General features: G+C 54.6%; 18 protein-coding genes. 7 read left to right on the top strand and 11 right to left on the bottom strand.

The features are described 5' to 3' along the window. Nucleotides 1–120 precede the first annotated feature (120 nt). On the top strand, nt 121–1230 hold the full coding sequence (gene ompC / locus IV433_RS00350) for a porin OmpC (protein ID WP_195812893.1): 1110 nt from the start codon (nt 121–123) through the stop codon (nt 1228–1230). 205 nt (nt 1231–1435) lie between these two features. Next, entirely contained in the window at nt 1436–2242 is an 807-nt protein-coding gene (locus tag IV433_RS00345) for a 5'-nucleotidase, lipoprotein e(P4) family (protein WP_195812894.1), read from the top strand. A gap of 830 nt (nt 2243–3072) precedes the next feature. Here IV433_RS00345 and cirA read toward each other — a convergent pair. The 6 genes from cirA to yieE form a co-directional block, all read right to left on the bottom strand. After that, on the bottom strand, nt 3073–5046 hold the full coding sequence (gene cirA, locus IV433_RS00340) for a catecholate siderophore receptor CirA (RefSeq protein WP_195812895.1): 1974 nt from the start codon (nt 5044–5046) through the stop codon (nt 3073–3075). 186 nt (nt 5047–5232) lie between these two features. Next, nucleotides 5233–6069, bottom strand: a complete 837-nt coding sequence (locus tag IV433_RS00335) for an ABC transporter ATP-binding protein (RefSeq protein WP_104921353.1) — start codon at nt 6067–6069, stop codon at nt 5233–5235. After that, nucleotides 6069–7151 carry a FecCD family ABC transporter permease gene (locus IV433_RS00330; RefSeq protein WP_195812896.1) on the bottom strand — a complete coding sequence of 361 codons (1083 nt, stop codon included), beginning with the start codon at nt 7149–7151 and terminating at the stop codon, nt 6069–6071. The genes IV433_RS00335 and IV433_RS00330 overlap by 1 nt, the downstream gene beginning before the upstream one ends. Nucleotides 7152–7193: 42 nt before the next feature. Continuing rightward, entirely contained in the window at nt 7194–8369 is a 1176-nt protein-coding gene (locus tag IV433_RS00325) for an ABC transporter substrate-binding protein (RefSeq protein ID WP_195812897.1), read from the bottom strand. Nucleotides 8370–8580: 211 nt separating this feature from the next. Continuing rightward, entirely contained in the window at nt 8581–10056 is a 1476-nt protein-coding gene (locus IV433_RS00320; RefSeq protein WP_195812898.1) for an amino acid permease, read from the bottom strand. Nucleotides 10057–10190: 134 nt separating this feature from the next. Further along, the gene (yieE, locus tag IV433_RS00315; protein WP_195812899.1) at nt 10191–11060 is read right to left on the bottom strand and encodes a DNA-binding transcriptional regulator YeiE; all 870 of its coding nucleotides are present in this window, start codon (nt 11058–11060) and stop codon (nt 10191–10193) included. Nucleotides 11061–11331: 271 nt separating this feature from the next. On the opposite strand from yieE, the gene IV433_RS00310 reads away from it, so the two are divergent. Both IV433_RS00310 and nfo read left to right on the top strand, forming a co-directional pair. Then, entirely contained in the window at nt 11332–12432 is a 1101-nt protein-coding gene (locus IV433_RS00310) for a YeiH family protein (protein ID WP_195812900.1), read from the top strand. Between the two features lie 88 nt (nt 12433–12520). Next, nucleotides 12521–13378, top strand: coding sequence for a deoxyribonuclease IV (gene nfo / locus IV433_RS00305; protein WP_165058213.1), 858 nt, complete (start codon nt 12521–12523; stop codon nt 13376–13378). Nucleotides 13379–14176: 798 nt separating this feature from the next. Here the strand turns inward: nfo and fruA are convergent. The 3 genes from fruA to fruB are packed head-to-tail and all read right to left on the bottom strand — an operon-like array spanning nt 14177 to nt 17952. Then, nucleotides 14177–15874 carry a PTS fructose transporter subunit IIBC gene (fruA, locus tag IV433_RS00300; RefSeq protein WP_195812901.1) on the bottom strand — a complete coding sequence of 566 codons (1698 nt, stop codon included), beginning with the start codon at nt 15872–15874 and terminating at the stop codon, nt 14177–14179. Nucleotides 15875–15889: 15 nt separating this feature from the next. Continuing rightward, entirely contained in the window at nt 15890–16825 is a 936-nt protein-coding gene (gene fruK / locus IV433_RS00295; RefSeq protein WP_056778537.1) for a 1-phosphofructokinase, read from the bottom strand. Then, nucleotides 16822–17952: a fused PTS fructose transporter subunit IIA/HPr protein gene (gene fruB / locus IV433_RS00290; protein ID WP_195812902.1), complete on the bottom strand. Its 1131-nt coding sequence runs from the start codon at nt 17950–17952 to the stop codon at nt 16822–16824. The genes fruK and fruB overlap by 4 nt, the downstream gene beginning before the upstream one ends. A gap of 475 nt (nt 17953–18427) precedes the next feature. Between fruB and IV433_RS00285 the strand changes: the two genes are divergently transcribed. Next, nucleotides 18428–19642: a sugar efflux transporter gene (locus tag IV433_RS00285; protein ID WP_195812903.1), complete on the top strand. Its 1215-nt coding sequence runs from the start codon at nt 18428–18430 to the stop codon at nt 19640–19642. Here the strand turns inward: IV433_RS00285 and IV433_RS00280 are convergent. Then, on the bottom strand, nt 19639–19893 hold the full coding sequence (locus tag IV433_RS00280) for a YkgJ family cysteine cluster protein (RefSeq protein WP_101076044.1): 255 nt from the start codon (nt 19891–19893) through the stop codon (nt 19639–19641). The two genes, IV433_RS00285 and IV433_RS00280, sit on opposite strands and share 4 nt — an antisense overlap. A 244-nt stretch (nt 19894–20137) precedes the next feature. Between IV433_RS00280 and yeiP the strand changes: the two genes are divergently transcribed. Next, on the top strand, nt 20138–20710 hold the full coding sequence (gene yeiP, locus IV433_RS00275) for an elongation factor P-like protein YeiP (RefSeq protein ID WP_152324310.1): 573 nt from the start codon (nt 20138–20140) through the stop codon (nt 20708–20710). Nucleotides 20711–20984: 274 nt separating this feature from the next. After that, nucleotides 20985–22454 carry a mannitol dehydrogenase family protein gene (locus tag IV433_RS00270; protein WP_195812904.1) on the top strand — a complete coding sequence of 490 codons (1470 nt, stop codon included), beginning with the start codon at nt 20985–20987 and terminating at the stop codon, nt 22452–22454. A gap of 58 nt (nt 22455–22512) precedes the next feature. On the opposite strand, the gene IV433_RS00265 is transcribed toward IV433_RS00270, so the two are convergent. Further along, entirely contained in the window at nt 22513–23244 is a 732-nt protein-coding gene (locus IV433_RS00265; RefSeq protein ID WP_195812905.1) for a GntR family transcriptional regulator, read from the bottom strand. Nucleotides 23245–23321 lie beyond the last annotated feature (77 nt).

The raw sequence follows: 23321 nt of genomic DNA, 5'->3' as shown, positions 1-23321 counted from the left end.
CTAAGAAAATTCCCAGCCAATGCGGAATGAATAGCAAAAATGATGATTAGCGTCTTTCCACAAGACTTCATATAAAGCTTTCCAGAAAAGCTTTTAATAAAAAATGCAGGGTACAAATTCATGAAACGTAATATTCTGGCACTTTTAATTCCTGGTTTACTGATTGCATCAGGAGCTCACGCAGCGGAAGTTTATAATAAAGACGGTAATAAACTGGATCTGTACGGTAAAGTTAAAGGGCTGCATTATTTCTCTGATTCTGCCAGCAATGACGGTGACCAGAGTTACATTCGTTTCGGTTTTAAAGGCCAGACACAAATTAATGATCTGATCACCGGTTACGGCCAGTGGGAATACAACGTGATGGCGAACCACGCTGAATCTGACAGCAAAACGCCAAGCACGACCGGTACCAAAACCCGTCTGGGCTTTGCAGGTTTGAAATTCGGTCAATACGGTTCCATCGACTATGGCCGTAACTACGGCGCACTGTACGATGTTGAAGCCTGGACCGATATGTTCCCTGAGTTCGGCGGCGACGGTTACACCAAAGCTGACCGCTTCATGACTGGCCGCACCAACGGCGTGGCAACCTACCGTAACCGCGGCTTCTTCGGCCTGGTTGATGGTCTGAACGTTGCCGTTCAGTACCAGGGCAAAAACGAAAACGACGGCCGCAGCAGCAGCACCGCAAACGGTGACGGCTATGCCCTGTCGACCACTTACGCACTGGGTGATACCGGCGTGAGCTTCGGTGGCGCTTATGCTTCTTCTGACCGCACAACCGGCCAGAGCAATTCTACTTACGGTAAAGGCGATAAAGCAGACGCCTGGACCGGCGGCATGAAATACGATGCAAACGGTGTTTATTTAGCCGCTATGTATGCTGAAACTCGTAATATGATCGCTATTACCGTGCCTGGCGGTATTGCTGGCGCACCTGCTGGCAGCGGTTTCGCTAATAAAACACAAACTTTCGAAGCTGTTGCACAATATCAGTTTGAAAATGGCCTGCGTCCGTCACTGGGTTATGTTCAGACTAAAGCGAAAGATATTGAAAACATCGGTGATGCAGACCTGGTTAAATATGTTGACGTAGCGGCAACTTATTATTTCAACAAAAACATGTCCGCGTATGTTGATTATAAAATCAACCAACTGTCTGACGACAATAAACTGGCTCTGAATAACGACGACGTGACGGCTGTCGGTCTGGTTTATCAGTTCTGATTTAAGTCAAATATCCTCCCTCATTGTTATTTCTCTGTCTTTGATTTTTTTCGGCCGGACTCACCCTCCGGCTTTTTTCATTTCTGCCATTTTCCGGCACGCCTCGCGTTAATCGTCATAAACTCTTCCACACCCCGCTGAATCTGCTACAGTTTTAACGATTTTCATGAATGCGAATCTTTCTTAACAAGCATAGGGATGACTAATGAATAAAATTTCGCTTTGCACCACCAGTGCGTTGATCATGCTGGCTCTCACCGGCTGCGCGCAGCAAAAGCCGGATGCCCAGCAGAAACTGAACGATCAGTCGGTAATGGCGCTGAACTGGTTCCAGCAATCCGGTGAATATCAGGCGCTGGCTTATCAGGCGTTCAACACCGCAAAAATGGCGTATGACCAGGCCAAGCCACTGGCGGGACAAAAGAAAGCCGTCATCGTCGATCTTGATGAAACTATGCTTGATAACAGCGCTTACAGCGCGTGGCAGGTCAAAGCGAACAAACCGTTCGACAGTAAAACCTGGTCACAATGGACAGCAGCCCGTCAGGCAACCGCCGTTCCGGGCGCTGTTGAATTCGCCAACTACGTGAATACCCACGGCGGCACGATGTTCTATGTATCAAACCGCAAAACCAGCGAATACGCCGCGACCGTCGACAATATGAACCGCCTGGGCTTCACCGGCGCCAACGACAAAACCGTGCTGCTGAGTTCCGATACCTCCAACAAACAGGCTCGTTTTGACGCAGTTAAAGCCGCCGGTTATCACGTTGTCTTATACGTGGGCGATAATCTGAATGACTTCGGATCCGCCACTTATCATCAGAACAACGAACAGCGCCGCGCCTTCGTGAACCAGAACCATCAGCAGTTCGGCACCCAATATATCGTTCTGCCGAACCCGCTGTACGGCGACTGGGAGAGCGGTCTGGCGAAGGATTACAATAAGTTGTCGCCGGAAGCGAAATTATCTGTCAGAGAGCAGAATCTGAAGGCGTGGAGCGGGAAGTGATCGCTTTTAGAAAGCTGGCAAACTTTTCCGGTTCCACCGGAAGCTCAGATCGAAGATAACTTGGTTTATCGCTGACCGAGAAGGTTTCGGTTTCTCACGAGCAGTGATCACTTGAAGCACTGCACCGAAACCGCCAAAGAGGGAGGAAAGCGCCTCCCTCTTTGATCTCCCACGCTTTTTTTCAACAAGCGCTACCGCTCGCTGGCTATGTTTCAGAAAATCCTGCTATTGCCGCAAACGCCGCCGCTACGCGGTCCTTTCGCTTCGGGTTCGAACCTGCTCGGAAAAAGACTCTCGCTGTTTCTCACCTCTCACTCAACGTCGTTTTGAAAGCGGCCAATGACTAAGTAATTCGGGAGATAAATGCTGGTGTTTCTGATTTGCTCCTTCCCCTCTCACGGGGGGGAGGAGCAAACCAATCCACAGTGATAAAGTGAAAAAGCCTCCAGCCGCTTTCAAAAATGACGCCGAAGGAGTGGTGAAAAAACGAGCGTGTTTTTGCGAGGTTTGCAACCCGAACTGAGGGTACCGCGCAGCGGCGGGATTTTGCGGCAATAGATGTGGTACCTGAAACATAGCCAGCGAGCGGTAGCGCGCAGTTAAAGAGCCCGGGATTCTCAAGGGTGGTGGCGAAAGACCACCCTTGAGGCCGGTTTGGGTGGCAACCCAAGGTCTTGACCTGAGTTAAGCGATCACTGCAATTGAAAAACCGAAACCTTCTCGGTCAGAGCCTAAGAGTCTTCGCGGCCAGCGACATACCAAAAATATCCTCAATCCGAGCCCCTCGCTGCAAGCGAGAAAAAAGCCGCTTTTGCAGCGGCCTCCTGCAATCAGAAACTGTAGTCGATAGCCGCAAAGTACCGGCGTCCGTCCTCGTTATAACTGTAGTCATCCCGGTTCAGGTCTTTATCCGTCAGGTTCAGCACCCCGGCCCGCAGTTTCACGGCTTTATTCACCTGATACGAACCGCCGGTGTTCCAGACGGTGTATCCGCCCGGCGTGGCGTTACCGTCGGTGACAGTGCGGCTTTTGCCTTTGTAGTTGGCGGAAACGTAGAAACTCCAGGCATCCCACGGTTTCCAGTCCAGCGTGGCATTGCTGGTGTGGAATGGCAGTTCGGACAACGGTTTATTTCCGCCGTTGCTCAGGTCGCGCGCGTCGTTGTAGGTGTAGTTCAGCTTCAGGTTCAGCACGTCGGTAACCGGCAGGCTGACTTCGGTTTCCAGACCCCGGATGCGGGCTTTATTGACGTTGTAGTAACGGAAGATCGGATTACCGCTGGCATCAAAGCCGACAAAGTTCGCGTAGGTCGGCGCCAGATTGCGGTTGGCGGTGCGGATAACGGTGATCATGTCGTCGATATCGTTCTGGAAAACCGTGGCGCTGGCGCTCACATCTTCCAGCCAGCCTTCCTGACCGGCGTAGTACATGCCGAATTCCACGCTTTCGCTGGTTTCTGCTTTCAGGTCTTTGCTGCCCACCACATTACAACTGCCGCGGCAGGAAGCACTTTGCCAGTCCGGGCTGAGCTGTAACAGGGACGGCGCTTTGAAGGCCGATGCCCAGCCGCCTTTCAGCGTAACGGTGTCGGTGGCGTTGTAGACCAGATACGCACGCGGGCTCCAGTTGACGCCGTAGTTTTCATGGTCGTCCATCCGCACGCCGCCGGTCAGCGCAAGGCTTTCGAAAATACGCCATTCGTCTTCGAGGAACAGCGCGTACTGGTTGGCCTGCGTGCTGCCGCCGCTCTTCATGTTGACGCCATCTTCGAGTTTATCGTTACGGTATTCACCGCCGAACGTCAGGAACTGGTTGTAATCCCCCAGCGGGATCACCACTTTGCCGTCGAGGGAATTATTCTTCGAGGTGATGGTTTCAGCGTTTTTGTTCTCGATATTTTCACCGTAGAAACGCAGTTCAGTATTCGCCAGCCCCCAGCGCCCGTTATGGCCCAGCGAGTAGTTTTCGCGCTCAATGCGGTTTTTATCCAGCGTATCGGAATCTCTGTCCTGACGATCCATACCGTAGCCGAACGTCATATCCTGATCTTCGGTTGGCGTCAGTGAGAATTCCACATTGGCGTTGCGCGACGTGTAGCCTTCGATGCGTGGCTGGCCGGTGCTGCCGCTGGCGGAACTGGCCTGATCTTTCTCACGTTTACCCAGCGCGCCATAGACTTTTACGCCGAGCAGATCGTCAACCAGCGGGCCGCTGGCGAAGAAATTTCCGTTGCCGCTGTCGCCGCGATCGCGGTGTTCCTGAACCGTGGTGTCCGCGCTCAATGTGCCGTGCCACGCGGTGCCGACTTTGCGGGTGATGATGTTCACCACGCCGCCCAGCGCATCGGAACCATAAAGTGAGGACATCGGCCCGCGCACCACTTCGATACGTTCGATTGATTCCGCCGGGATCCAGCTTAAATCGAAATCGTTATGGCGGAATACGGCGTTGCGGGAATTCACGCGTTTGCCGTCAACCAGAATCAGGGTGTAACCGCTGCCCAGCCCGCGAATACTGACGCCCTGACGGTTGTCGCTTTCATTGGTGATTTGCACGCCCGGCACATCTTTCAGAACATCTTTCAGGTTCTGAACCGGTTTTTTTTGCAGGTCTTCGCGGGTGATGACGCTGATACTGGCTGGCGCATCTTTGAGGTTTTGCTGGATGGCGGAAGCCGTCACCACCATCTGGTCTTCTTTTTCTTTCACTTCAGAAACCTCTTCTGCCATCGCAGGACACGCGGCGGCAAACAACTGAGCGAGCAGCCCGGCTTTGATCGCCGGTGTAAATTTGACCTTAACCATTTCTTCTCTCCATGAGATAAAACAACCCCGCCGGTGCGGGACGTTGTAATTAAATTCCGTCAAACCGGTAAACGCGGCGCGAACAAACCCGCCCGGTTTATCAGGATGTTTTTATTAGTTTCAGGCTCACAATGTGAAAGTCGGACGCCGCTGCGTTGGCTGCGTCCGTTTTTATTTCGTCAGAACTTAAATCGAAGGGTCGCTGACCAGTCCGTCGATGAGGATCTGCGGCGTTCCCTGCGAGCAGCGTTCAATTCTCCCGCGCACGCCGTAAACGCGCGCAAGACTTTCCGGGGTGATCACCGCTTCCGGCTCGCCGTCAGCAATCAGATTACCGTCCTTGAGCATCAGCACGCGGTCGCCGTGGCGCAGCGCGATATTGATGTCATGCACCACCACCACGGTCACGATATTGCGTTTTTGCGTTTCCTTGCGCACCAGATCCATCACGTGAAACTGGTAGTTCAGATCGAGCGCGCTGAGCGGTTCATCAAGCAGCAGCAGCGATGGCTGGCGGATCAGCGATTGCGCCAGCCCGACCAGCTGTTTCTGCCCGCCGGAAAGCTGATCCAGATAACTCAGCGCCAGATGTTCAATACCAAGCTGACGCAGCAGCGCCATCACGCTGTCCGTGCCTTCAGAGGCTTTTCCTTTACCGCCGGAAGCACGCTGCGCCACGATAATGGATTCCAGCACATGCAGATGTACACCGGCTGGCAGCGTTTGCGGCAGATACACCACCTGCTCCGCACGGCGGGCAAACGGCATCGGCATTAAGTCGTGACCGTCGAGCAGCAACTGTCCTTCCGCCCGGTTAAGCCCGGCCAGCGAACGCAGCAAGGTGGATTTCCCGCTGCCGTTCGGCCCGAGCAGCACGGTGATTTTCCCACGCGGCAGCATAGGTACGTTCAGGTTGCGGATCACAGGGCGCTTCGGATAACCGGCGTTGAAATCGCGGATTTGCAGCCCCTGCGTGGCGGCATTGAGCAACGTTTGCGGATCGGTTTCGAGCATCGCTGACATCAGACGTTCCCCCTGTGGCGAAGAATAATGCTGAGGAAGAACGGCACGCCGACCAGCGAGGTCACGATACCGACAGGAATAATGACGCCCGGCACCAGATTTTTAGACGCGACCGACGCCATCGACAGCACCAGCGCACCAATCAGCGCGCTCGCCGGCAGATAGAAACGGTGATCTTCACCAAACATCAGGCGCGCAATGTGCGGCGCGACCAGCCCGATAAAACCAATCGGCCCGACAAACGCCACCGCCAGCGCGGAAAGAATACTGATACGCAGCAACGTGCCCAGACGTAAACGGCGCACGTCGATACCAAAACTCACCGCGCGATCTTCACCCAGACGCAGTGCGGTCAGCTTCCACGCGCTCATCATCGACCACGGCAGCAGAATCAGAAACGCCAGCAGCATCACGCCCAGTTTCATCCACGACGCACGCGCCAGGCTGCCCATCGTCCAGAAAACTAAGCCCTGTAAGGTGTCTTCGGTGGCGATGAACTGCATCAGGGAAACCAAGGCGTTGAAGGTAAAGACCAGCGCGATACCAAACAGCACCACGCCGGAGCTGGCGACGCGCGTCCAGCGGGTGATGCCGTCAAGCATCAGCGCGGCGAGCAGCGCAAAGATAAAGGCGTTCGCGGAGATAAACCATTGATCCGGGATCCCCGGAATGCCGATACCCAGCACGATAGCCAGTGCCGCGCCGAACGCCGCCGCAGAAGAAACCCCGAGCGTAAACGGGCTGGCCAGCGGGTTGTTCAGGATGGTTTGCATTTCTGCACCCGCCAGCCCCAGAGACATCCCCACCGCCACTGCCATCAGCGCGTAAGGCATGCGGATATCCCACACAATCACCCGCGTGCCCGGATCTGCCGCTGCCGCATCGAACAGCGTTTTCCACAGCGTACCGAGTGACAACCCCGACGGCCCCATAATGAAATCAATCACCAGTGAGACGATAATCGCCAGCACCAGGACCAGCATGATTAACAGACGGCGGCGGACGATATTCTGGTATCGCCCCATCACGCTGTTGTCGGTAATGGCTTTCACCGCCAGCGCGGGTTCGGTCGTTGTACTCATGATTCGCTTCTGTCTCTTTAACGTAAAAACTGACGGCGGGAATTACTTGCCGCTTTCCGGTTTAACCGCGTCCGTCCAGTAAGTGCCTGTCGGTTCCACGGCAAGGAACTGCTTATAGAGTTGTTTCTGCGTTTCCTGCGGATCCAAATCCGCAAATTTCTCCGGATAAAATGCTTTGGCAAAGACCTGCACGGCCAGCACGTTATACGGCGAATTGTAATAATTGTGCCAGATGCCAAAACTGCGGCCATCTTCCACGGCTTTCAGCGTGCTGATGCCTTTACGCTGCAAGAGCGGCGTCAGGCTGGCACGTGCTTCTTCCGGCGTGGTTTGTGCGCCGAGCACTAACCCGGTTGGCGCCGGATCACCCGCTTTCGCCGGTTTCCCGCCGCCGCTGACCAGATAAACATCCGGCTGCGCCGCAATCACTTTTTCGAGATTGACCAGACCCAGCGGCCCCGGCAGCAACGGTTTGGCAATATTAACCCCACCCGCCTGATCGATGAAATCACCCATGTTGCCTTTACCGGCAGAACGGCAACATTCATCCGCGGTTGAAGCGCGTAATTCGATAAAGACTTTCGGTTTATCCTGCTCAGGAATGTCTTTCGTCACATCCGTGACGCGTTTGATGTTGTCCTGATAAAAGCGGATATAGTCCTGCGCCTGTTTTTCGCGGTTCAGCACTTTGCCCAGCAATTCCATGCTCGGCAGCGTATTTTTCAGCGGCGACGAGCGGAAATCCACAAAGACCACCGGCACACCGGCTTTCTGCAACTGTGTCACCAGCGCACTTTCTTTGCCCGGCCCGTGGCCTGACAAACCAAAAATCGCTAACTGCGGATTCAGCGTCAGCACTTTTTCGGGACTGATGCTGTCGGCGCTGGTGTTACCAATCAGCGGGATTTTGTCGATCTGCGGAAATTTAGCCTGATACATCGCGTACGTTTGCGGATCCAGCTTACGGAAATCGCCCTGCCAGCCCGCAATGCGGTCAAACGGCTTCTGGCCTTCGAGCAGGGAAACGGCAAAGAACAACCGCCCTTCTCCCAGCACTACACGCTGGACGTCATCCGGCACCGTGACCGTTCTTCCGGCAATATCCGTGACCGTCACCGCCTGAGCGCTCAGGCTCAACATGCCAAGGGTGCATCCTAATAATCCGCCAGCAATTCGTTTGCTGAACAGCGTACTGATAAAATTCTGCTGATAATTCATCTTCTTCCGATTCCTTTACGTTTCCCTGAAGTGGGGCTAACAATAAAAGAAATGATAACGATTATCAATGCAGTTTACAGAACCTATCAAGGTTACAGAGAGATCGGGCGCGGGGAAACAGGGGTGAAGTAACAAAGCATTACGGAAAGAAAGGTATTAAAAAAGCGGAGCCTGAGCTCCGCCTTTGCAACAAAATAGCCGTTCCGGTCAGTTATTTCTCAACGTGTTCCGGGAATTCCATTTCGCTGTATTTCACCACTTTGGTGCCTTTGGTCAGCTTGTAGCCAAACCAGATGATCAGGAACAGTGGCAGACCAATGTACGTCGCCGCAACGCCGCCCCAGTCAATGGTATCTTTCAGGAACGCCTGATAGTTCTGGCCCAGCGTGATGATCAGACACAGCACAAAGGCAAAGACCGGGCCGAACGGGAAGAAACCGGACAGATAAGGCAGTTTCTTCAGGTCAAGACCTTGTGAAACATAGCCGCGACGGAAACGGTAATGGCTCACCGCGATGCCCAGCCAGGCAATAAAGCCCGTCATACCGGACGTGTTCAGCAGCCACAGGTAAACGGTCTGGTTACCAAACATTGAGCTCAGGAAGCACAGCGCGGCCACAATGGTGGTGGCGTAAAGTGCATTGCGCGGCACGCCGCCTTTCGACAGTTTGGCGAACATGCGCGGCGCTTTGCCTTCGCTGGCCAGCGTAAACAGCATACGGGTTGACGCGTACATGCCTGAGTTACCGGCAGACAATACGGCGGTCAGGATCACGGCGTTCATCACCGCAGCAGCAGACAGCAGACCGGCATTTCGGAACACCAGCGTGAACGGGCTGACGGAGATATCGCCGACTTCGTTACGCAGCAAGCTTGGATCGGTGTAAGGAATGATCAGGCTGATGACCAGAATCGCCAGAATATAGAACAGCAGGATACGCCAGAACACCTGACGCACTGCGCGCGGGATATTTTTGCCCGGGTTTTCAGATTCACCGGCGGCCACGCCAATCAGTTCGGTTCCCTGGAAGGAGAAACCGACGATCATCGCTACGCCTATCATCGAGGCAAATCCGCCTGCGAACGGCGCATCACCGATAGTCCAGTTATGCCAGCCCGCGGTTTCAGCACCGCGCATAATGCCGGTGATCATCAGCACGCCCACGGCGATGAAGATGATGACGGTGACCACTTTGATCAGCGAGAACCAGTATTCCGCTTCGCCGAAACCGCGTACGGAAATGTAGTTAAGCAGGAAGATCAGGCCGAGGAACAAGGCGCTCCAGATCCAGCCCGGCGTGTCTGGGAACCAATAGTTCATCACCAGCTGTGAGGCCACGAGGTCAACGGCGATAGTTACCGCCCAGTTGTACCAGTAGTTCCAGCCCAGTGCGAAACCGAAACCTTCTTCGACATAACGGGAGCCATACGTGGAGAATGAACCGGAAACAGGCATGAAGGCCGCGAGTTCACCGAGGCTGGTCATCAGGAAGTAAACCATAATGCCGATCAGTGCGTAGGACAGCAGTGCGCCGCCCGGGCCCGCCTGTGAAACTGTCGCGCCGGAGGCGACGAATAAACCCGTACCAATTGAACCGCCGATGGCGATCATCGTTAAGTGACGTGCCTTGAGCTCGCGACGCAGTGTGGGAGCCACCTGCGTATTTTTTGTAGGTTGTTGAGCCATTTTTACCCTATATCCGCTCGTCATTATAAAATTTAAGCGCGGATTGTAGCAAAACCTGCCGCTCTGAATAGCAGGAACGACCTGTTATAAGACACCTTCATAACAGGCCGTGGATCATTAGTGAAAGACCGTAATCAGGATTCGCGACAATAGGTTAAAAACCGCGATAAGGCGTTTGAGATGTGTTTCTGACGGTGATGAATGAGATAAAGCTTACGCACCAGCGGGGCAACCGGCAGGCGGATTTCCACCAGCGAGCCGCTGCTAAGCTGCTCGGCAATCACCCGGCGCGACAGACAGCTGATGCCAATTCCGTGACGCACCGCGTGCTTGATGGCCTCGGAATTTCCCAGTTCCATCACCAGATTGAAATCCGGCAACTGCGGCAGCAACATGTGATCTAACACTTCACGCGTACCCGAGCCACGTTCACGCAAAATCCACGGTTCCCGCGCCAGTGTTTCCAGTGAAACCGTCTGCCCTGCCAGCGGATTTTCCGGCGCGACAAATACCACCAGTTCGTCATCCAGCCACGGTTGCGTAATCAGCTCCGGCAACTGGCACGGCCCTTCGATAAGACCAAGATCCACCCGAAAATCAGAGACGGCGTTAATCACGTCATTGGTGTTGCCGACATTAAGCTCCATCGGCGTATGCGGGAAATCCAGCCGGTATTCCGCAATCATCGCCGGCAGCATGTAATTGCCGATGGTGCTGCTGGCACCGATGCGAAGCGAACCGTTATCGTGATTAAACAGGCGCTCGATTTCGCCCGCCTGCTCAAGCAGCGCCAGCGCTTTCGGGTATAACAGACGCCCATGCTCATTGATTACCAGCCGTTTACCGACACGGTCAAATAACTGCACGCCAAGCTGGCCTTCGATATCGGCCAGTGCGGCACTCACCGCGGATTGTGATAAGGAAAGCACAACCGACGCCTGCGTGGTCGACCCGCTTTTCAGCACCTCGGCGAAAACTTCAAGTTGTCGCAATGTTATGTGCATAAATGTCCCGCTATCCTTACAAGCCCTCAGGTCCGTTGATGGCTTGTTCAAAAATGTCTGCTCAGAAATCTGTTCAGAAGAAAAACCGCCGCGTATCGCACGCTTTCTCTTTCTTCAGTATAGACCCGTAGATCGGGGCGACCATTTTGCCCCCGGTTTTCAGCGCATTCTATACCAGTTTTTCAGATAGGTTATAAAGTTATAATCAATTTCATTTTTATATAAGCACGGCGTAGCCTTATCGCATCACTCCTTAGATGAGGAAACGACGATGAATACATTGCCGCTCAATAAACGCGACACGCTCAAAAATACCGTTCCGCAACCGCTGCGGATTAGCCGTGTCATTCCCGGCCTGGCGCTGACCGGCGTCATTACTGCTCTGGCTATCTGGCTGAGTGATTTTCCGGCGCTAAGTCAGCTCGGGCTGAGCGCACTGACGCTGGCGATCGTTATCGGCATGGTTATCGGCAACACGTTTTATCCTGCCGCCCGGCCATGGTGCGAGGAAGGCGTCACGCTGGCAAAGCAGCGCCTGTTACGGCTCGGCATCATTCTTTACGGCCTGCGCCTGACGTTCGCGCAAATCGCTGACGTCGGCGCAACCGGCATTCTGATTGACGCCATGATGCTGTGTTCCACCTTCGCGCTGGCCTGCTGGCTGGGACAACGCGTGTTTAAATTAGACCGCGATACCTCGATGCTCATCGGCGCAGGCAGCAGCATTTGTGGCGCGGCCGCCGTGATGGCTACAGAGCCGGTGCTTAACGCCAAAGCCGAAAAAGTTACCGTCGCGGTGGCTACGGTCGTTATTTTCGGCACCGCCGCCATCTTCCTGTATCCGTGGTTATGGCAGCTTAACGCGCATTATCACTGGGTGAACTTCACGGCTGAACAGTTCGGGATTTATACCGGCTCAACGGTGCATGAAGTGGCGCAGGTGGTTGCCGCCGGTCAGGGTGTCAGCCCGGACGCTGAAAACGCAGCGGTGATTGCCAAGATGATCCGCGTCATGATGCTGGCTCCGTTCCTGCTGCTGTTATCCGGCTGGATTGCCCGCGGCAAAAGTGTGAAAGAAGCCGGTGAGAAATCAGGTTTGCGTAACATCACCATCCCGTGGTTCGCGCTGATGTTCATTCTGGTGGCGGCGTTCAACTCGCTGGATATTCTGCCGCACAGCTGGATCCCACAGCTCATCACGCTCGACACCGTACTGCTTGCGATGGCGATGGCAGCGCTTGGCCTGACAACACACATCAGCGCGCTGCGTCAGGCGGGGCTGAAACCGATGTTGCTGGCGGCGATATTGTTTGTCTGGCTGATTGCTGGCGGCGCGGGGATCAACGAACTGGTTCAGCATCTTTTTGGCTAATGTTGCGGGTTTTAACACTTCTCTGCTGCGCCTGCCTTGTGCAGGCGCTATCATTCTCCCTTAGATGAAGAAGAAATGAGGAGCGGAAATGAAGTTTATAGGAGCACACGTGAGTGCTGCGGGCGGCGTCGATCAGGCCGTGCTGCGGGCACACGAGCTGGAAGCCACGGCTTTTGCGCTTTTCACCAAGAACCAGCGTCAGTGGAAAGCGGCACCGTTGCCGGAAGACGTCATCGAAAAATTCAAAATAGCCTGTGAAAAGTATGGCTATCAGAGCAACCAGATTTTGCCGCATGACAGCTATCTCATTAACCTCGGTCACCCGGTCACCGAAGCGCTGGAAAAATCCCGCGAAGCCTTTCTTGATGAACTGCAACGTTGCGAACAGCTCGGCCTTTCGCTGCTGAATTTTCATCCGGGCAGCCACCTGATGCAAATCGACGAAGACAAATGTCTCGAACGCATTTCTGAATCCCTGAACATCGCGCTGGCACAGACGCAGGGCGTCACCGCTGTCATCGAAAACACCGCCGGTCAGGGCAGCAATCTGGGTTTCCGCTTTGAGCATCTGGCGAAAATTATTGATGGCGTCGAAGACAAAAGCCGCGTCGGCGTCTGCATTGATACCTGCCACGCTTTCGCCGCCGGTTACGATCTGCGAACTGTCGAAGAGTGCGAGAAGACCTTCAAACATTTCGAAGACGTTGTCGGATTTAAGTACCTGCGCGGTATGCATCTCAACGATGCGAAGAGCGAATTCAACAGCCGCGTCGACCGCCACCACAGCCTCGGTCAGGGGAACATTGGCAACACGGTGTTCAGCTGGATGATGCGTGACGCGCGGTTTGACGGCATCCCGATGATCCTCGAGACGGTTGATCCGGAGATCTGGAAAGATGAGATCGCGTGGCTAAAAGGGGAAGCGGCGGCTGAAGTCGCGGCTTAAATTTGCAGATAGCCGCTGCAAGTGGCGGCCTTAAAGGCGTGGATCGAGACGATTTCGGTTTATCACTTGCAGTGATGCTAAAAACTCAGGTCAAAACCTTGGGCTGCCACTCAGACTGGCTTCAAGTTCAACACCTTGGGCTCGCCGCCCAAACTGGCCCAAAGGGCGCGTTAACGCGCGCGCCCTCTGGACACCCGCGCTTTTCAACTGCGCGCTGCCGCTCGCTGGCTATGTTTCAGCAGCCATAATTATTGCCGCGAAAACTTGCCGCTGCGCGGTTCCCTTACTCGGTTTCGAGCCATTGGTCTCGAAACACTTCGCTCGGCAAGCTTTCTGAAAGCGGCCACTGGCTATGTAATTCAGCATGCTTTTTGAAAGCGGCCGGAAGCTTATCTAAATTCAACGCCAGAGTGTTTGGTCTGAGAAGGGTGGGATGGCGCGCTCAGAAATTTTGCTGACCGAGGGTTCGAGACCGCAAGGCTCGAAGCCCGTAGGGAAGGCACCGCGCAGCGGCAAGATTTCGCGCCACACGCCGGAGTAACAGAACACGTCCGTCGACCCAGCGATAGCGCGCAGTTTAAGAGCCCGGGATTCTCAAGGGGCGCGGCGATAGGCGCTCCTTGAGGCCGGTTTGGGTGGCAACCCAAGGTTTTTACCTGAGCTGAGTGAGCACCGCACATGAAAAACCGAAACTTTCTCGATCGCGTTATCCATGCCGTCACTTGCAGCGGCCATCTGCAAAAAAAAAGCGCGACTCATTTTTAAGTCGCGCTTATCTCACCTGCTGAACAGCAATTATCAGGCTACTTTAGCCGCCAGCTGCGCATCTGAACGTTTCAGAACCGCATAAGCGCCACCCGCCAGAACGGTACCGGCGATAATCGCCACCAGGTAACCGAGCACCGGTGTGATTGCGCCAGGGATCAGCAGAACAAACAGACCACCGTGTGGTGCCATCAGTTGCGCATGGAATGCCATGGACAACGCACCGGTCAACGCACCACCGGCGATACAGCACGGCAGAACACGCATCGGGTCACGGGCAGCGAACGGAATCGCACCTTCGGAGATAAAGCACAGTCCCAGAACCAGCGCTGCTTTACCGCCTTCGCGTTCACTTTGCTCGAACTTGTTACGCGCCAGCAAGGTCGCCAGACCCATCGCCAGTGGTGGCACCATACCGGCAGCCATGATGGCGGCCATTGGTGCGTACACGGAAGAACTCAGCAACGCGACGCCGAATGCGTAAGCCGCTTTGTTTACCGGGCCACCCATGTCGGTACACATCATCGCACCGAGGATTGCGCCGAGCAGTACGGCGTTCGCAGTACCCAGAGATTGCAGCCATGCGGTCAGACCTGCCATGATTTTTGCCACCGGCGTACCGACAACATAAATCATCACCAGACCCGTAATCAGGCTCGCGACCAGCGGGATGATCAGGATAGGTTTCAGGGCTTCCATACTTTGCGGTAACTTCAGCTTGCCACTGATAGCTTTCGCCACGTAACCCGCGAGGAAACCGGCGATGATACCGCCAAGGAAACCGGCACCGGTGCTCACGGCTAACATACCGCCGATAAGACCCGGCGTCAGGCCAGGACGGTCAGCGATGGAGAAGGCAATAAAGCCCGCCAGAACCGGAACCATCAGCGCGAAGGCTGAAGCGCCACCGATTTGCATCAGCGCAGCCGCCAGCGTGCCTTTTACTTCAAAGGCTTTAATACCGAAAACGAAAGACAGCGCGATACACAAGCCACCCGCCACTACCATCGGCAGCATGTAAGACACGCCGGTCAGCAGGTGACGATATGGCCCGGAACCGCCCGCTTCTTTCTTCTTCGCCGTGGAAGTTGCGCCCTGTGCGTTAGGGGCAAACACTTCCGCTTCAACCAGTGCTTTATCCAGCTCCTGTTTGGTCTTTTTCAATGCCAGACCGGTAGAGGTACGGTACATCGGTTTACCGGCGAACTTCGCCAGATCCACTTCGATGTCAGCCGCAACGATGACCAGATCTGCCGCCGCCACTTCTTCAGGCGTGATGGCGTTACCGGCACCGACGGAACCGCGGGTTTCCACTTTCACCCACCAGCCGCGTTTTTTCGCTTCGCTTTCAATGGCTTCAGCCGCCATGAAAGTATGCGCCACGCCGGTCGGGCAGGCGGTGATAGCAACGATACGTTTTGGACCAGCCCCAGCGGCAGGTGCTGACACGGCAACAGCCGGTGCCACGTAAGGTTTGGCTTCTGTCAGTGCGCGAGCCAGAAATACCTGAGGATCGCGAACGGCATCCGCCACATCGCCGGTATAAATGTTTTTACCTGTCAGCGTCGCATCGTTGGGTACGGTTTCACCGGCCACGATCACAACTTCAGCGTCAGCGGCCTGATCGACCACCTGATGCCCTGCTTTCGCCGCAGCAGCAGCGAGCAAATTTTTCGCCAGATGGCTGCGAGCCTGTCCCAGCGAACTGTCTATCATCAGCAGCGTTTTCATTCTGCCTCCTGCGGATTAAAAGGGTTTCAGATCAACACGGGCCATCATCGCCGCGAGCTGCGGACGATCGGTGACACCGACATTACTCTGGCTGACAGCCAGTGCGGCAACAGCCGTTGCCAGGCGTAGCGTATGTTCGCTGGATTCGCGCATCAGCAAGCCGTAGATCAGGCCACCGACCATGGAATCACCGGCACCGACGGTGCTGACAACTTCACAGGCTGGCGGTTTGGCGATCCACGCGCCGGAGGCGTTAACCCACAATGCGCCTTCAGCACCCAGAGAAATCACCACGTGGGCAATTCCCTGATCACGCAAGGCGTGCGCAGCTTCTACCACGTCACTCAGTTCCGGCAATTTACGGCCAGCCCAGATTTCCAGTTCACGGCGGTTAGGTTTAACCAGCCACGGTGCAGCTTTCAGACCGGCCACCAGTGCTTCACGGCTGCTGTCGAAAATGATGCATGGACACTGCGCGCGCAGACGTTTCATCCAGTCAGTGAATGCGTCAGGATCAACGCCCGCTGGCAGGCTGCCGCTCACGGCGACCATGTCGAACTGGCCCAGCCAGGACAGGGAATCCGTCACGAAACGTTCCCAGTCAGCAGGCGTCACATTGAAGCCGGAGAAGTTGAAGTCGCTGACTTCGCCATCTTTTTCGGTCAGTTTGACGTTAATACGTGTACGGCCATTGACGACCTGGAAACGGTTAGCAATGCCCAGATCGCTGAACAGCAACTGGAAGCCGTCCTGATTTTCTTTGCCCAGGAAGCCGCCAACGGTGACGTCGATGCCGAGATCTTTCAGCACTTTCGCAACGTTGATGCCTTTACCGGCGGCGTGCAGACCGGTGGTCTGCACCAGATTGACTTCACCGCGTTCGATTTCAGGCACATAGCCCACTAAATCGTACGCAGGATTTAAGGTAATTGTGGCGACCCGACGGCTCATGCGCCCTCCCCAAGACCTTCGGCAATCGCTTCGCCGATGGTTTTTAATGCCAGTTCTGCATCTTCACCACTGGCGGTAAAGCGCAGGTGGTGACCTTTTTTCACGCCCAGCGCCACGACTTTCATCAGGCTGCGGCCGTTGGCAGGTTTACCGCTGCCATCAAGATTGGTTACGGTGATTTCACTGCTGAACTGTTTGATCACGTTCACTAATGCCGTGCCCGGACGCGCATGCAGGCCATGTTCGTTACGGATAACGAATTCAGCCGTCAGCACGTTGGCTTGTTCTTCGACTTCGCTGGTCAGCAATGCCAGCACGCCAACGGCATCTGCCGTCAGCAAGCGTTCAGCTTTATTGGCAATCAGCAGATCGCTCAGGTAATTCAGCACGTCCAGCGGCTGGTCATCTGCGACAGAAATCGTCAGCAGCATAGAAACCTTTTCACCGGCCAGATCAAACGCCTGCTGCGCACGGCTGACGGTGGCAGCACTTTTCAGGTTGCCTTCCGTGCTGTCGCTCAGCCAGATACCGTGCCCCAGATTCAGGGGTTTACGGCTGATAACATCGCTGACGAAAGCGGTATCAACGGCACCCACCTGTTGCAGACGGCCTGCGTTCAGCGCTTGCAATGTGATCAGGCTTTCCACCGCCACATCAACAGCAATCAGCTGGGTATCAAACAGGAATTCAGCGGCATTTTTCTCGCCCATCAGCAGGCTGCGCAGTTCTTCAGCTGAATCTGTTTTTGCCAGACGCTCAGCCACGCTGTCGTCACTTAAGACGTGCGTCAGCTGACGCAGCAAACCGAGGTGTTCATCAGAACGCGCTGCGATGCCGATAACGACATAAGCAGTCTGCCCTTCGCCCCACGCGATGCCCTGCGGAAACTGGAAAACCTGGACGCCGGTATCCAGCACCAGATCACGGGTATCGGTGGTACCGTGCGGGATAGCAATGCCGTTGCCAAGGTAGGTAGAAGTTTGCAGCTCACGCGCTAACATGCCGTCTACATAGCCTTCGCTGACACGGCCAGCCTGAGTCAGTGCTGCTGCGACCTGGCGAATTGCTTCCTGCTTATCGCTGGCAGCCGCACCGAGATGAATATCTTGCTGTGACAGTTGGAACATAATTCTCCTCTCCTGCTGAAATTGAATCGTTTCAGCTTTACTGAGAAAAAAGGAGCGCCATCAAATTTCAGAAGAGAAACTGACAACGCTGAAACGTTTCAAGGAGTCTCAATCCGGCCTGTTTTTAAATCAAGCTTTCCCTGATTTGGCGTAACAATTTTTTGATGCCACGCACAGTTTCCTTTTTTGCGACGCCCTGAAGCCCGTGACTTAACGCAAATGCTGAAGTCAGGCTGAAGCGGCCAAAAACAGTTTAGCTGAAGTCAGCTGACGGGTTTGAGTGGATGACCTCCTGTGACCGGACGGCTGCCGGTTTGGGTTATTTTTGACACAATGTGCGGTTTTATTATTCAGTATGGCAAATACACTCCGGTTTACATTTTTGATGATCAAAACCTGTTTTTGTTTTTTTTAAACTGTCGTAACATTCGCGCAAATTTCGTCCTCCTTCTCTTCACTCTGGTTCAGCTATCTAATGCGAATTTCTACAACGTCAGCCCGCCGCTTCCCCGACATGACGTCGACTGCTTTTTTGATCATCGCCTTTCTCACAGGAATTGCCGGTGCCCTTCAGACCCCGACGCTCAGCCTGTTTCTGACTTCTCAGGTGCACGTCAGCCCGTTCATGGTCGGCATCTTCTTTACCGGCAGTGCCGTGATTGGCATTTTCGTCAGCCAGCTGCTGGCGACCTGGTCGGATAAGCGCGGTGACCGCAAAACGCTGATCCTGTATTGCTGCATTCTGGGCGCGCTGGCGTGTGTGCTTTTCGCCTTCAACCGTAACTACTTTATTTTGCTGTTTATCGGCGTTTTATTGTCGAGTTTCGGCTCCACCGCCAACCCGCAAATGTTTGCCCTTGCGCGCGAGCATTCCGAAAAAACCGGGCGCGAAGCCGTGATGTTCAGCTCTATTTTGCGCGCACAGGTTTCTCTGGCCTGGGTTGTCGGGCCGCCGCTTGCTTTCGCCCTGTCGATGGGATTCGGATTTACCTTCATGTATTGCGCCGCCACGCTGGCATTTCTGCTGTGTGGCGCAATGGTCTGGATGTTCCTGCCTTCCATGCCTAAAGCACACATCAAAACGACCGCCACACTGGAAGCCCCGCGCCGCAACCGCCGCGATACGCTGATGTTGTTTATCGCCTGCTCCCTGATGTGGGCGGCCAACAGTATTTATCTGATCAATATGCCGCTGTACGTGGTGCGCGAGCTGGGCTTGCCTGAGAAGCTGGCCGGCGTGCTGATGGGCAGCGCCGCCTGTCTCGAAATCCCGACCATGCTGATTGCCGGATATCTGGCAAAACAGTTAGGTAAGCGTTTCCTGATGCGCTTTGCCGTGCTGGCGGGAGTGATTTTCTACACCTGTATTTTGTTTACGACCGGAGCCGCAGCGATGATTGCTTTACAGCTGCTGAACGCCATTTTCATCGGCATTCTGGCCGGTATCGGCATGCTGTATTTTCAGGATTTAATGCCGGGTCAGGCGGGAGCGGCAACAACGCTGTTCACCAATTCCACCCGTGCAGGCTGGATCCTCGCCGGTTCACTGGCGGGCGTGATTGCGCAGTTCTGGACGTATCACGCGGTGTTTTACGCCGCACTGGTGATGGTCGTGGGCGCGGTTGCGTGCATCTGGAATGTGAAAAACGTCGATAAGCCAGCGGAAGAAACGCCGGAAGCAGCAGTTTAAGGCGCGGTATCGGCTTCGAGTTTGATGAGATAAGTCAGCGCCTGGTCGCGGTGTGTGAAACACATTTCGCGGCTGGCCTGCAGGCTGCCGCAAACTTTTGGCCGCAGCGGCGAGGTGAAAATCTGGCACAGGAAGTTATCGGCCAGATGAATACAGCGGGTGTTGGCGGGTTTGCCGTCCGGCATTCCGGGGATCGGGCTGGAAATTGAAGGCGCTATGCAACAGGCTCCGCAATCGGTACGACAGTCCATTATCAGCCTCCTCAGGCCACATTTTGAGGCGCGACAATAGCAGGCGCGCAACACCGCCACCAGCGAAATATTTACTACTCTTTAACACTGTATATCGAACATTTTTAATGTCGGCAGGCAGACCACTAAAATTGCGTCAGAAAGCGGGTTTTCCCGACTCTTTTTACGCTATCTGCTTGCCTGAAATCAGCGGCGCGGGTAACGTGTCGCAAATTATTATTCTCTCTGCTGACAGGTTATTTATATGGCACGTGCTAACGAAATTAAACGCGGCTTCGTTGTGAACTACGACGGCAAATTGCTGCTGGTAAAAGACATTGATGTGCAGAGCCCGAGCGCCCGTGGTGCCAGCACCTTATACAAAATGCGTTTCGCCGATGTGCGTACCGGCGGCAAAGTGGAAGAACGCTTCAAGGGAGACGACATTCTCGACACCGTGACCCTGACCCGCCGTAAGGTGAATTTCTCCTACGTTGACGGCGATGAGTACATCTTTATGGATGACGAAGACTTCACACCTTACACCTTCAACAAAGCACAGATTGAAGAAGAGCTGCTGTTCATTCCTGAAGAAGGTTTACAGGGTATGCAGGTTCTGACGCTCGACAGCCAGCTGCTGGCGCTGGAAATGCCACAGACGGTAGATCTGGAAATCGTTGAAACCGCGCCGGGCATCAAAGGTGCGTCGGCAAGCTCACGTACTAAACCGGCTGTGATGGCTACCGGCCTGAATATTCAGGTGCCAGAATATCTGAGCTCCGGCGACAAAATCCGCATCCATATTGCTGAACGTCGTTATATGGGCCGCGCTGACTAAGGTCAGTTGCCCCGCTTTTTAAAGGGAACGCCACGGCGTTCCTTTTTTTTCACCCTGGTTTTCTCATCACAAATATCTCAGACACTCGATCTGCATCACAAAACGAGTGGCTGTCTGGACTTACCAATTCCCCTTTCTATCATATGACTTTACACTCTAAAGCCTGATTTCGGCTTAAATCGTCGCTTTATCCAGCATAATTTTCAGCTTACGGGTAAACTGCCCCAATTTGGCCTGACCAATTTCATTATTTCTGACTTGCCTGGAGTATTGCATGAAAACTATTGCCACAGCGTCCCTGCCAGCAGCAGTGTCATTACCTGGTTATGATCGTGACGCATTGAAAAGCCGCATTGTTCATCTCGGATTTGGTGCTTTCCATCGCGCCCATCAGGCATTGCTGACCAACCGGGTGTTAAATCAGCAAGGTGGCGACTGGGGGATCTGTGAAGTCAGCCTGTTTGGCAATGAGTCATTAATCAAAAGCTTACGCGGGCAGGATCATCTTTTTACCGTGCTGGAAAAAGGCGCCGAAGGGAATCAGGCCATTATCGTCGGCTCAGCGCATGAGTCGGTCCACGGCGGGATCGACGGGCTGGATGCCGTGCTGGCAAAACTGACCGAGCCGCAGGTAGCGATTGTTTCACTGACCATCACCGAAAAAGGCTATTGCATTGAACCCGGCTCCGGCGAGCTGGATCTGCAAAACCCAAAAATTCAGCAGGATCTGGCCGGTGGTCAGGCACCCTGCACAGCGCCCGGCGTGTTAGTGGAAGCCCTGCGTCTGCGCCATGAGCGCGGCCTGCCAGGCTTTACCGTACTGTGTTGCGACAATATTCCTGAAAATGGTCTGGTGGTCAAAAACGCCGTTCTGGGTATGGCGAAAGCCCGCTCAGCCGAACTGGCGAAGTGGATCACTGAGAACGTTTCTTTCCCAAGCACCATGGTTGACCGTATCGTTCCGGCGGCCACGGACACCACGCTGGAAGAAATCACCGAAGCGCTGGGCGGCGTGACTGACCCGTGCGGCATTGCCTGCGAACCGTTCATTCAGTGGGTGGTGGAAGATCACTTTGTTGCAGGCCGCCCGGACTGGGAAAAAGCCGGTGCGCAGATGGTTTCCGACGTTCTGCCGTTTGAACAGATGAAGTTGCGGATGCTGAACGGCAGCCACTCGTTCCTGGCCTATCTCGGTTATCTGGCCGGTTATCAGCACATCAACGATTGCATGGAAGATGCGAATTATAAAGCAGCAGCCCATCGCCTGATGCTGTCAGAACAGGCACCAACGCTGAGCGTAGAAGGTGTCGATCTCACCGCTTATGCCGACAGCCTGATTGCCCGTTACTGCAACACGGCGCTGAAACACCGCACCTGGCAAATCGCCATGGACGGAACGATGAAGCTTCCGCAACGTATGCTCGACTCCATCCGCTGGCATGTGAAAAACGGCGGTTCTTACGAGTTACTGGCGCTCGGCGTTGCGGGCTGGATGCGTTATATCGGCGGAACGGATGATGCGGGTCAGCCTATCGAGATTAAAGATCCGATGGCTGAAACCTTAGCTGAAATCGTGGCATCTACCGCTGATGGCGAACCCCGTGTGAAAGCGCTGCTTGCGCTGACGGGCGTATTCGGTGAGCAATTGCCGCAGGAAGAAAAAGTGGTGCAGGCTATTCTGAATGCTTATGCCGACCTGCAAAGGGTTGGCGCGAAGAAAACCGTCGCGAAATACGTGGGCTGAAAATCCATCGTATAAAGAAACGGCTGCTCCGGCAGCCGTTTCTTATTGTGGAGCAGGATCAGTCATTCAGTTCCGAAGGCACTGACGAAAACAGGAAGCCGTCAAAAGACGGGTCATCGGCATCCGAGACTTTCAGCAGCATATCTTTTACGTTTTCCAGATGCTGCCACATGGCCTGTTTCGCGGCTTTGGCATCACGGCGTAAAACCGCCTGAAGGATCGCCTGATGGTCCAGCAGCCATATCTGGCTGTAGTTTTTATCCCCGACGTGCTGGTGGATCCCTTCCCACATCGAGCTGCGCTGGCGAATCTGCCATAAATCGTCCACCAGTTTTACCAGTACGCTGTTTTGAGATGCCTGCGCCAGCAGGGCGTGGAAACGCTGATCTTCCACGTCATCCGAAACACCGCGCGCAATGCAGCTTCGCTGCGCTTCAATCGCATCACGCATTTGCAGAATGTCGGTTTTGGTGGCCTGCATGGCCGCAAATGCCGCCACTTCGCTTTCCAGCAACTGCCGCGCCTGCAACAGTTCAAACGGCCCATAACCTCTGTCCGCGTCTTCCTGCGGCAACACATCAGGCTGGTGCAGCACGTAAACACCGGAACCTTTGCGGACTTCAACGACCTTCTCAAGTTCGAGCATAATCAGTGCCTCACGCACCACACTGCGGCTCACCGAGTAAGATTCAGCAATATCACGTTCCGGAGGAAGGCGGTCGCCAGGGGCGTATTTTCCGGCATGGATATCACGGCGCAGATGGCCGCCAATCTCCTGATAAAGTCGCATAATGTCGCCCCGCTGGTGATGCTATGAAATTGGTCCTACACCTGAAACGGCTTTTTCAGCGTTCCGGATGCCTGATA

Origin of the sequence: Rahnella laticis, assembly GCF_015644585.1 — a bacterium.
Lineage (GTDB): Bacteria > Pseudomonadota > Gammaproteobacteria > Enterobacterales > Enterobacteriaceae > Rahnella > Rahnella laticis.
Note: the sequence above shows the minus strand (reverse complement) of the source record. Positions and strands in the feature narration are given on the sequence as shown.

What these genes read in the sequence shown, in the direction of transcription:
- ompC (WP_195812893.1), top strand. Translation starts at nt 121, where the DNA reads ATGAAACGTAATATTCTGGCACTTTTAATTCCTGGTTTACTGATTGCA.
- IV433_RS00345 (WP_195812894.1), top strand. Translation starts at nt 1,436, where the DNA reads ATGAATAAAATTTCGCTTTGCACCACCAGTGCGTTGATCATGCTGGCT.
- cirA (WP_195812895.1), bottom strand. Translation starts at nt 5,046, where the DNA reads ATGGTTAAGGTCAAATTTACACCGGCGATCAAAGCCGGGCTGCTCGCT.
- IV433_RS00335 (WP_104921353.1), bottom strand. Translation starts at nt 6,069, where the DNA reads ATGTCAGCGATGCTCGAAACCGATCCGCAAACGTTGCTCAATGCCGCC.
- IV433_RS00330 (WP_195812896.1), bottom strand. Translation starts at nt 7,151, where the DNA reads ATGAGTACAACGACCGAACCCGCGCTGGCGGTGAAAGCCATTACCGAC.
- IV433_RS00325 (WP_195812897.1), bottom strand. Translation starts at nt 8,369, where the DNA reads ATGAATTATCAGCAGAATTTTATCAGTACGCTGTTCAGCAAACGAATT.
- IV433_RS00320 (WP_195812898.1), bottom strand. Translation starts at nt 10,056, where the DNA reads ATGGCTCAACAACCTACAAAAAATACGCAGGTGGCTCCCACACTGCGT.
- yieE (WP_195812899.1), bottom strand. Translation starts at nt 11,060, where the DNA reads ATGCACATAACATTGCGACAACTTGAAGTTTTCGCCGAGGTGCTGAAA.
- IV433_RS00310 (WP_195812900.1), top strand. Translation starts at nt 11,332, where the DNA reads ATGAATACATTGCCGCTCAATAAACGCGACACGCTCAAAAATACCGTT.
- nfo (WP_165058213.1), top strand. Translation starts at nt 12,521, where the DNA reads ATGAAGTTTATAGGAGCACACGTGAGTGCTGCGGGCGGCGTCGATCAG.
- fruA (WP_195812901.1), bottom strand. Translation starts at nt 15,874, where the DNA reads ATGAAAACGCTGCTGATGATAGACAGTTCGCTGGGACAGGCTCGCAGC.
- fruK (WP_056778537.1), bottom strand. Translation starts at nt 16,825, where the DNA reads ATGAGCCGTCGGGTCGCCACAATTACCTTAAATCCTGCGTACGATTTA.
- fruB (WP_195812902.1), bottom strand. Translation starts at nt 17,952, where the DNA reads ATGTTCCAACTGTCACAGCAAGATATTCATCTCGGTGCGGCTGCCAGC.
- IV433_RS00285 (WP_195812903.1), top strand. Translation starts at nt 18,428, where the DNA reads ATGCGAATTTCTACAACGTCAGCCCGCCGCTTCCCCGACATGACGTCG.
- IV433_RS00280 (WP_101076044.1), bottom strand. Translation starts at nt 19,893, where the DNA reads ATGGACTGTCGTACCGATTGCGGAGCCTGTTGCATAGCGCCTTCAATT.
- yeiP (WP_152324310.1), top strand. Translation starts at nt 20,138, where the DNA reads ATGGCACGTGCTAACGAAATTAAACGCGGCTTCGTTGTGAACTACGAC.
- IV433_RS00270 (WP_195812904.1), top strand. Translation starts at nt 20,985, where the DNA reads ATGAAAACTATTGCCACAGCGTCCCTGCCAGCAGCAGTGTCATTACCT.
- IV433_RS00265 (WP_195812905.1), bottom strand. Translation starts at nt 23,244, where the DNA reads ATGCGACTTTATCAGGAGATTGGCGGCCATCTGCGCCGTGATATCCAT.